Annotated in this window: 3 protein-coding genes; 1 reads left to right on the forward strand and 2 read right to left on the reverse strand. The window is 71.7% G+C overall.

All coding sequences use genetic code 11. From position 1 onward, the window contains the following. Positions 1–594: 594 nt before the first annotated feature. Entirely contained in the window at positions 595–3,138 is a 2,544-nt protein-coding gene (locus AB0442_RS40780; RefSeq protein ID WP_366168585.1) for a Helicase associated domain protein, read from the forward strand. Between the two features lie 36 nt (positions 3,139–3,174). Here AB0442_RS40780 and AB0442_RS40785 read toward each other — a convergent pair whose 3' ends face one another. Continuing rightward, positions 3,175–4,497 carry an SWIM zinc finger family protein gene (locus AB0442_RS40785; RefSeq protein ID WP_366168586.1) on the reverse strand — a complete coding sequence of 441 codons (1,323 nt, stop codon included), beginning with the start codon at positions 4,495–4,497 and terminating at the stop codon, positions 3,175–3,177. Then, positions 4,494–7,487: a DEAD/DEAH box helicase gene (locus AB0442_RS40790; protein WP_366168588.1), complete on the reverse strand. Its 2,994-nt coding sequence runs from the start codon at positions 7,485–7,487 to the stop codon at positions 4,494–4,496. The genes AB0442_RS40785 and AB0442_RS40790 overlap by 4 nt, the downstream gene beginning before the upstream one ends. Between the last annotated feature and the right edge of the window lie 1,206 nt (positions 7,488–8,693).

Consider the following 8,693-nt stretch of genomic DNA (forward strand, 5'->3'; position numbering starts at 1 on the left):
GGGCCTTCGGCCCTCCGTTCGCCACCCGCCTTCGGCGGGTGGGCGGACCCGCTCCGCGTGTCCGTGGCCTGACCTTCGGTCAGGCCGGCCCGGCTTTGCCGGGCCGGGTCGGTCCGCTTCGCTCCCCTCCCGGGGCCGCTCCGCTTCGCTTCGGCGGCCCGGGTGGCTGAGCACTGTTCATGGGCTTGAGCTGGGGTGATGACTGAGGTGGGGTAGGGGCGCGGCGTGGGGGGTGCGTGCGGGTCGGCTTCACTCCTGCTGGATTGGCCTAGCCCACGGTCTAGGCCGGTGTTTGCACTCCGCGGCGGGTGGGGTGCGCTACCCTGGCGGAGTGAGCAACGAGCCCCGGTGTATCAACTATGCACCGTCAGTAGATCCCGTCGAAACGGGGATCCCGACCCGGGAAATTCGGGTGTCCGGCGGGATTCTTGACCGGCTGCCGATATCCTGCCGGATGATAGATTCGGCCGGAATGGGATTCCTGCCGTGTTCGCTCGTTGGCCGGTCTTCCGGATGTATCAGTAGGGCACTGTCATCATTTCCCGCGTGGTCCCGTGTGCGGACCCCGGCCATCGATAGGGGGAGGACATTCTCGTGGATGCCGTAATGCCGGGTCTGACGGCCGTTCGGAGCTCCGCCGGCGTCTCGCTGCGGGGGCACCAGGAGGAGGCGCTGGAGGCCATCGTGCGGGGCCTGACGGCCCGTCCTGGGCGGCCGCTGCCGTCGGGTGGGCTTCGGGTCACGGTGCAGATGGCCACCGGCTCCGGGAAGTCGTTCGTGGGGGCGGCGGCGGGGCAGAAGCTGGCGCCGCACGGGGCGGTGCTGGTGGTGGTGCCGACCCTGGACCTGCTGCTGCAGATGATCGGCTCCTGGCGGGCCGTCGGCCGGTCCGGGGAGATGTACGCGATCTGCTCGCTGATCGACTCGGAGCTGCCCTACGGGGTGAAGGCGACGACCAGTCCGCTGATGATCGGCATGTGGCTGGACCAGGCGGCCGCTCGCCGCCGGCCGGTCACGCTGTTCGCCACGTACGCCTCGGTCGGCGCTGTCGCGGACGCCTACAGGTTCTGGGCCGAGCGCCAGGGAGAGCTGCTGTCGCCGCTGGCCCTGATGGTCTGCGACGAGGCCCACCGGTCGTCCGGCAGCATCGAGAAGAGCTGGACCATCGTCCACGAGCAGGCCGAGATTCCGGCGGAGCGCCGGCTGTACATGACCGCGACCCCGCGGATCTGGGCGCCGCCAAGTGCGGCCATGAGGCGGCGTGAGGATGCCCGTCAGCCGCTCCCGGAGGAGTTCGCGGTGTCCATGGACGACCAGCGCGTCTACGGCCCCCAGGTGTTCACCCTGGGCCTTGCGGAGGCCATCGACCGGAAGCTGCTGGCGCCGTTCGAGGTGGTGGTGCTGGAGCTGCGCGAGCCGCGGGCCGACCGCACCGGCACCGAGCGGCAGGGCGTGCCGTTCGGGCCCGGGGTCGGCGAGGCCCCCGACGGGAGCGAGGACGAGGTGCCGGCCGCGCACCTCGCCGCGATCCAGGCCGGACTGATCAAAACCGTCGTCGAGCGGAACCTGCAACGGTGCATCACGTTCCACAACCGCACGCTCGAAGCCCGCTACTTCTCCGAGACGTTCAACCAGACCGTCGAAAAGCTGCACGTCGAGAACCCGCAGAAATACCCGGCCGAAGTGTGGGCGCAGTGGCTGTCCGGCGAGCACGACGTGGACTTCCGCAAAGACGTCATCCGCGGGTTCGGGGAGAGCGAGGAGGACGACGGCCTACGCCATCGGATCGTGTCCCAGTGCCGTATTCTCGGCGAGGGCATGGACATCCCGAATGCAGATTCGGTTGTACTCAACGGCCGGGGCAGCATGGTGGATATCGTCCAGGCCATCGGCCGGGCGCTGCGGATCAAGCCTGGCGAGGGCAAGACAGCGAGCCTTATCGTGCCCATTTTCCTGGCGCACGGAGAGGAGCCCGGGGACATTCTGGAGTCGGACAGCTATGGACCACTTGTTCGAATCCTGACTGCGCTCCGCAGCCACGACGAGCGCGTGGTGGAGGCCCTCGCGGTGCCCCAGCAGTCCGGCCACCACACGAAGGGGCGCAGCGCCGAGGCTGTCATGTTGCCTGGTGAGTGCGGGTCAGGTGAGGGTGGGTCGGGTGCATTCACGCTGCCGGTGCGGTTCCAGACGCCGGTGGACGAGAACGTGCTGGCGCTGTTCATCGCCTCCCGGGTGCTGAAGGGGGAGAATCAGTACTGGCGGGAAGGCATCAACCACGCTCGGCGTTGGTTTAAGGAAACGGGCGGCCTCGACGTTCCCTATTCGGAAATGGTCGGAGAAGAGGGAAAGTTTCCGCTTGGCAAATGGGTGTCAGACAGGCGTTCCGAGCATGCCGCAGGTGAATTGGCGCGTCATCGGGTGGAGATGCTGGATGCGCTCGGCATGATCTGGTCCGTGTCCGACGCGCGGTTCAAGGCCGGCCTGGCCTGGGCGCGGGTCTGGGCGAAGGAGCACGGCGGGTCGTTGGCCGCGCCGGCGCGGGCGTCTGTCGGCGGGTACGCGATCGGCACCTGGCTGTCAGAACTGCGGGCGGCCGCCCAGGTGCCAGCCGGGGAGCCGGGGGCGTTGGCGGCGGAGCGGCGGGCCGCGTTGGAGGGGATCGACCCCTTCTGGTGTCCGGCCTGGCCGATCGTCTGGCAGCGCGCCTACGCGGTGGCCAGGTTGTGGTGGCTGGAGTTGGACGGCCGCGTGGACTGGGCGCAGCTGCCGGAGGAGACGGTGTTCGAGGGTGAGCAGCTCGGCCGCTGGGTCGTCGCGCAGCGCGGCGGCTGGCCCGGCCTCGAGCCGGACCAGCAGGACCTGCTGACCGCGATCGGCATCGAGGCGGACCCGGAGCTCGTCGCGGCGAAGGCCGCGGCGAAGGCGAAGCCGAAGACCTCCCGCGCGGACCGCTTCCAGCTCCACCTGACCGCGCTGGCGGAGTTCGTGGAGCGGGAGGGGCATGCGAAGGTGCCGCGCGGGTTCAAGACCGCGGAGGGGCTGTCGCTGGGGGTCTGGTGGAACAACACGAAGGCCAGGCGGGACAAGCTCGGCGCCGAACAGCGCGGGCAGCTGGAGGCGTTGGGGGTCGGCTGGTAGGCCTGCTCCGGGCTGTTCAATCGGTGAGCAGGTCGGTCAGTGCGGTCGCCGGGTCGGGGGCGGCGTGGCCGGCGGGCCACCAGGTGCCGTGGTGCTTGCGATAGGGGTACCAGCGCCGGTCGGTGCCCAGGCGTAGTTGGGCGTGGTGGCCGATGACGGTGAGCCGGTTGCGGTTGGCGCGCAGGGCGGGGGGGGCCGTTCGCCCTCCCATGCCTGCTTGATCGTGTCGCGGGCGGCGGCGATCTGCCGGGGGTCGGGGTCCCAGGTCCCGTCGAGAACCGGCAGGGCGGACGGGCCGCCGTAGTGCCAGGCCTGTGCCGCCCGGGTGAGTTCTTCGGGGGTGCGGCCGCCGCCCTCGGCCAGGCGGGCGAGGACGTGGGGTGGGGGCGCGGCTGCGGCGAGCCGGAGCAGGTCTTCGCCCACGCTGGGCTCGGTCCAGGTGGCGTCGGCGTCGCTCGGCCTGGTGTTGTGGAGGGACTGGAGTGCGTGGTGGAGCAGGCGGGCCGCGCGGGCGGCGGTGTCGGCGGCCAGGAACTCGAGGGCGGTCGGGTCGACGCCCGGCATGGGGTCGCCCGCGTCGGTGAACTGCGGGGCCTTTCCGGGCTGTCCGACCGGGGCCGGCGGGGCGGGGAGCGGCGGGATCCTGTTGCGGGCTGCGGCGAAGGCCTCCCGGGCGGACACGCCTTGCGGTGCGGAGGGCGATGGGGTGGCCGCGGGTGGGGTGTCTTCGGCCGCGGCCTGGGCGGCGTTGCGGCGCTGGAGGTCGTCCATGAGTTCGCTCTCGCCGCGTCCGCGCAGCAGGAGCAGGACGAAGGGGTCTTCGTCGAGGAGGCGGGCGACCTGGTAGTAGACGGCGGCGGCGTGTTTGCAGGGGTAGCCCCAGTCGGGGCAGGAGCAGTCGGGGACCAGTTCGCCTGGTGTGGGGAGGAGTCGCACGCCGGCGCGGGCGGCGTCGTCGGCCAGCGCGGTGGGCATGTCGTGGTCGAGGAGGGCGGCGATGTGTCCGGCCTGGCCTGCCGCGGTGTCGAGGAGGAGGTCCCAGTCGCGGTCGGTGAGTTGGGGGATGGTCATGGAGGTGCGGTAGGGGGTGGGGCGGCTGCCTTGGACGCGGGCGGATGCCCGGCCGGGGGTGACGGTGATCTCGCCGACGTTGCCGGCCCGCGCGTAGGTACGGCCGCGGGCCAGGCGTCCGGTGGCGGAGCGCTGCGGGCCTTCCAGGGCCTGGACCCAGGCGTTGCCCCACCAGGATGCGGCGAACGAGCGGCGTCCCGGGGCCGGCGGCAGCGGCGGGAAGACGCGGGTGCGGCCGTCGGTGATCTTTCTTGCGCGGCTTGCTGGCTGTTTGGTCGGGCGGCTCATCGGGTGCTCACCCGCAGGTGGACGAGATCGGCGAGTTCTGCGTCGCTCAGTTCGGTGAACGCGGCCTCGCCGCCGCTCAGCACGGCGTCGGCGAGTGCTTTCTTGCGCTTGAGCATGTCGGCGATGCGGTCCTCCACGGTGCCTTCCGTGATCATGCGGTGCACCTGCACCGGCTGCGTTTGCCCGATCCGGTACGCCCGGTCGGTGGCCTGGTCCTCCACCGCCGGGTTCCACCACCGGTCGAAGTGGATCACATGCCCGGCGCGGGTCAGGTTCAGGCCGGTGCCGGCCGCCTTCAGCGAGAGCAGGAACACCGGCACGTGGCCGTCCTGGAAGCGCTGCACCATCTCCTCGCGCTGCTTCACCGGGGTGGCGCCGTGCAGGAACTGGACCGGCACCCCGCGTGCCGCAAGGTGTGCCTCGATCAGGCGGGCCATCGCCACGTACTGGGTGAAGACCAGCACGGAGGCGTCCTCGGCAAGGATCGTGTCCAGGAGTTCGTCGAGGAGCTCGAGTTTCCCGGACCGTCCGGCGATCTTGCCGCCGCTCTCGCGCAGATACTGGGCGGGGTGGTTGCAGATCTGCTTCAGGGCGGTGAGCAGCTTGACCACCAGGCCGCGCCGGGCGATGCCGGTGTTCTGTGCGATTGCGGCCATGGTCTCGCGGACCACCGCCTCGTACAGGGCGATCTGCTCCTTCGTCAACGCGACCGCACGGTCCGTCTCGGTCTTCGGCGGGAGCTCCGGGGCGATCCCGGGATCGGACTTGCGGCGGCGCAGCAGGAACGGGCGTACGGTACGGGCGAGCCGGTCCGCGGCATCAGGGTCCTGGCCGCTTTCCGCACCGCGGGCGTAGCTGTCGCGGAAGGACTTGAGGGGGCCCAGCAGGCCGGGAGTGGTCCAGTCGAGCAGGGCCCACAGTTCGGAGAGATTGTTCTCGACCGGGGTACCGGTGAGGGCGACCTTGGCCCGGGTGGGGATGGTGCGCAGGGCCCTGGCGGTGGCGGAGTACGGGTTCTTGACGTGCTGCGCCTCGTCCGCGACCAGCAGCCCCCATGCGCCGCCACCAGCGCCGGCACCGGTGCTGGTGCTGGTGGCGGTGTGTGTGCCGGCACCAGCACCGGCGCCGGTGTGGGTGAGGTGTTCGGTGTCCAGACGCATCGTGGCGTAGGTGGTGAGAACCACTTCGTCGGGGGCGAGGTCGTCCAGGGTGCGGGTGGGGCCGTGGAAGCGGCGCACGGGGGTGTTGGGGGCGAAGCGTTCGATCTCGCGTTGCCAGTTGCCGAGCAGCGAGGTCGGGCAGATGACGAGGGTGGGTCCGGCGGTGGCGGGGGTGGTTTGGCGGTGTAGGTGCAGGGCGATCAGGGTGATGGTTTTGCCCAGGCCCATGTCGTCGGCCAGGCAGGCGCCCAGGCCGAGGGAGGTCATCTGGTTCAGCCAGGTCAGGCCGCGCAGCTGGTAGTCCCGTAGCGTCGCCCGGAGCGCGGCCGGGGGCTCGAGTGGGGTGCGGCGGGCGGTGGCTTCCGGGTCGGCCAGTCGCTCTTTCAGCTTCGCGAGCCAGCCGCCGGCGGTGACCTCGACCCGTTCGCCATCGGCCTGGGTGCTGCCGGCCAGGACCGCGGCCAGGGCCTCGACGGGAGTGAGGGTGCGGGCCTGGCGCTCCCGGGCCCGGCGCAGCGCCTCGGGGTCGATCACCACCCACTGGTCGCGCAGCCGTACCAGGGGGCGTTGGGTTTCGGCGAGGCGGTCGAGTTCGGTGGGGGTGAGTTGGTGGCCGCCGATGGTCAGCTGCCAGCGGAAGGTGAGCAGGGTGTCCGTGTCCAGGAGGGAGGGCAGGTCGGAGGCGGCCCGCTCGGCGGGTTCGATCACGGCGTGGGCGAGCAGGTCGCGGGCCAGTTCCTTGGGCCAGTGGACCTGGATGCCGGCCGCGGCCAGGTCGGTGGCGGCCTGGCCGAGGAGGTCCTGCACCTCGGTGTCGGACAGGTCCAGCCCGGTCGGGGCGGCGGCGGTCAGCAGCCGGCCCAGCGGCGGCCAGGAGCGGGCGGCGCGGCGCAGCGCCAGCAGGGTGTCGATCTTCGCCCGGGGGCCGAAAACGCTCGCGGCCGGGGAGCGGCCCGTCCAGATGTCGGCGGCATCCGTGACCAGCGTGGCCTCGCCCAGGCTGTGCAACTGAACGACCGCCCGAAAGAGGCCGTCCCTGGTCCCGCCGTCCCATGGGTCGTCACCGGCAGCCCGGGCATCCGGGCCGTCCGGGACGCCCAGGTCGTCGGTGTCGTCCCAGTCCCACTCGTCGTCGCCGAAGTCGGCCGGGGTGGGGAGTTCCAGGCGCAGGGACACCCGCACACCAGTATCCAGGCCTGCGGCTACCTGGTCCGCCCAGGCGCGCTGCTCGGGAACATGCTGCGGCGCCCTGGCCGCCCACGGTGCACCGCCGACGGCCAGCTGCGCGGCGGGAGTGCGCGGCAGTGTGTCGGCGATCGCGTCGAGGAAGGCCCGCAGCAGCGGTTCGGCCGCCGGCAGCTGCAGCGGTGTCACCCCGGGCAGCGGGATCGCCCGGGCCTCGGGCGGCATCGCCGCCGCCAATTCCCGCACCCTGCGGGCATCGTCCGGGTCGTACGGGCCGATCCGCCAGGCGTCGAAGCCCTGCGGACTGACGCCGGGCAGGAGCCGGCCACGGGCCAGCAGCTGCAGCGCGAGAACGGCCGCCGCACCCCAGAACGCGGCCGCCGGATCGGCACCCGGCACACGACGCGCATGGACAAGAGGCGCGAGGGCCTGCGGAAGCGGCACGATCGTGGCCGGGACCTCGCGGCGGCGCACCGAACTGCCGTGCGGCCGCACCACCGTGAGCCGGCCGTTCGCACCAGGCCAGGAGGCGGGCGAGGCGGAGGCATCGGTGTGGCAGAACGCCACCCGGCCCAGCCGGGGCGGATCCTCGGGCAGGAACACCGCGGCGCAGCCGGCCAGCTCCGCAAGCCGGTCAGGAGCCATGACCGCCGACGCTGCGTCCGGGGCGTGGCCGCCGGGCATGCCGGTGTCGGGGACGGCCTCGTCGGGGACCTCGATGACACGCAGAACCCTTGCCACGAACGGAAACCCACACTCTCCAGACGACTCCACGACCGGACACCGAGCGTAGCGAAAAGCAGCACCCGCAGGCAGGCCGGTCGACCCCATCCCACCGGCCGGGGCCCATGCTGTCCTGCCCGATGCCGGCACAAGCCCCGTCCCGTGCGGCCCGCTGCCCGGTGTTCCACGGTGAGGTCAGCCGGTGAAGCAGCCGACCGGGCAGACCACGGAACCCGTCGTTGACAGCAGCACGGGCCCGCGACCTGCCACAGCCGTCGCCGGCCGAGCCGGGCCATGCCCCACCATGCCCCAGTCCGGTCGACAGCCCTGTTCGGCGCTCCGGCAGTACCCCGCTGCCGGCGCTCCCCCGGCGCGCGCCGCACCACGGACAGTGAAAGGCGATGCAACCGGGCACGGGGGTCCCGGTCACACCGCCACACGCGCGAGCAGAGGGGGATCAGCTCACATCCGCCCACCCACCATCACACGAAACACCCACACCGATCGTGAGTGACATGTACTCAACCTCACCGCGGTGAGCCGATCGTGCTGGCAGATCAGGCAAAACCCCGGCGCGCCGAGCGACCAGTCCCATTGATCCGTCTCACTGCGGGGCGCCCCGACTGACGGGTTTCTGGTTGAGCAGCACGGTGCGCCAGCATAAGAAGCCCCGTCCCCTCCCATGGAAGGTCCGATGACCACTCACCTCACGTTCGACAGCCCGTCCGCCGACCAGGCCTACGCTCACGCCCCAGAGCTCGACCAGGAAGCAGCCGACGTCGCCCGCCTGCTCGTCTCACAGGAACTACTGGCCGCCTCTGCCGCCCGGCAGCGCGAGGCCCTACTGCGCCAGGCCGCGGTCGACGACCGGCGCTGGTGGCGGGACGGCACCGACCACTTACGCAACATCGCCCGCGTCAGCGCGCAGGGTCTGCTCTGGTTCGACTCCTCCTTCCCCCACCACACGGCAGGCCCCTGGGGTCCCGACTCCGCCCAGTGGCGCGGCGGTCCCGACAGTGCCCGCGCCTACCTCTGCAGGACGGCGACACCCTCGACGGCATCGCCCAGACCCTCGACCTGCCCGGCGGCTGGCCCGCCCTCTACGGCGCCAACCAGGTCGCCATCGGC

Origin of the sequence: Kitasatospora sp. NPDC085895, assembly GCF_040702125.1 — a bacterium.
GTDB classification, from domain to species: Bacteria; Actinomycetota; Actinomycetes; order Streptomycetales; family Streptomycetaceae; genus Kitasatospora; species Kitasatospora arboriphila.

Excerpts from the sequence above, each read along its gene's own strand:
- AB0442_RS40785 (WP_366168586.1), bottom strand. The coding sequence starts at position 4,497 with ATGAGCCGCCCGACCAAACAGCCAGCAAGCCGCGCAAGAAAGATCACC.
- AB0442_RS40790 (WP_366168588.1), bottom strand. The coding sequence starts at position 7,487 with ATGGCTCCTGACCGGCTTGCGGAGCTGGCCGGCTGCGCCGCGGTGTTC.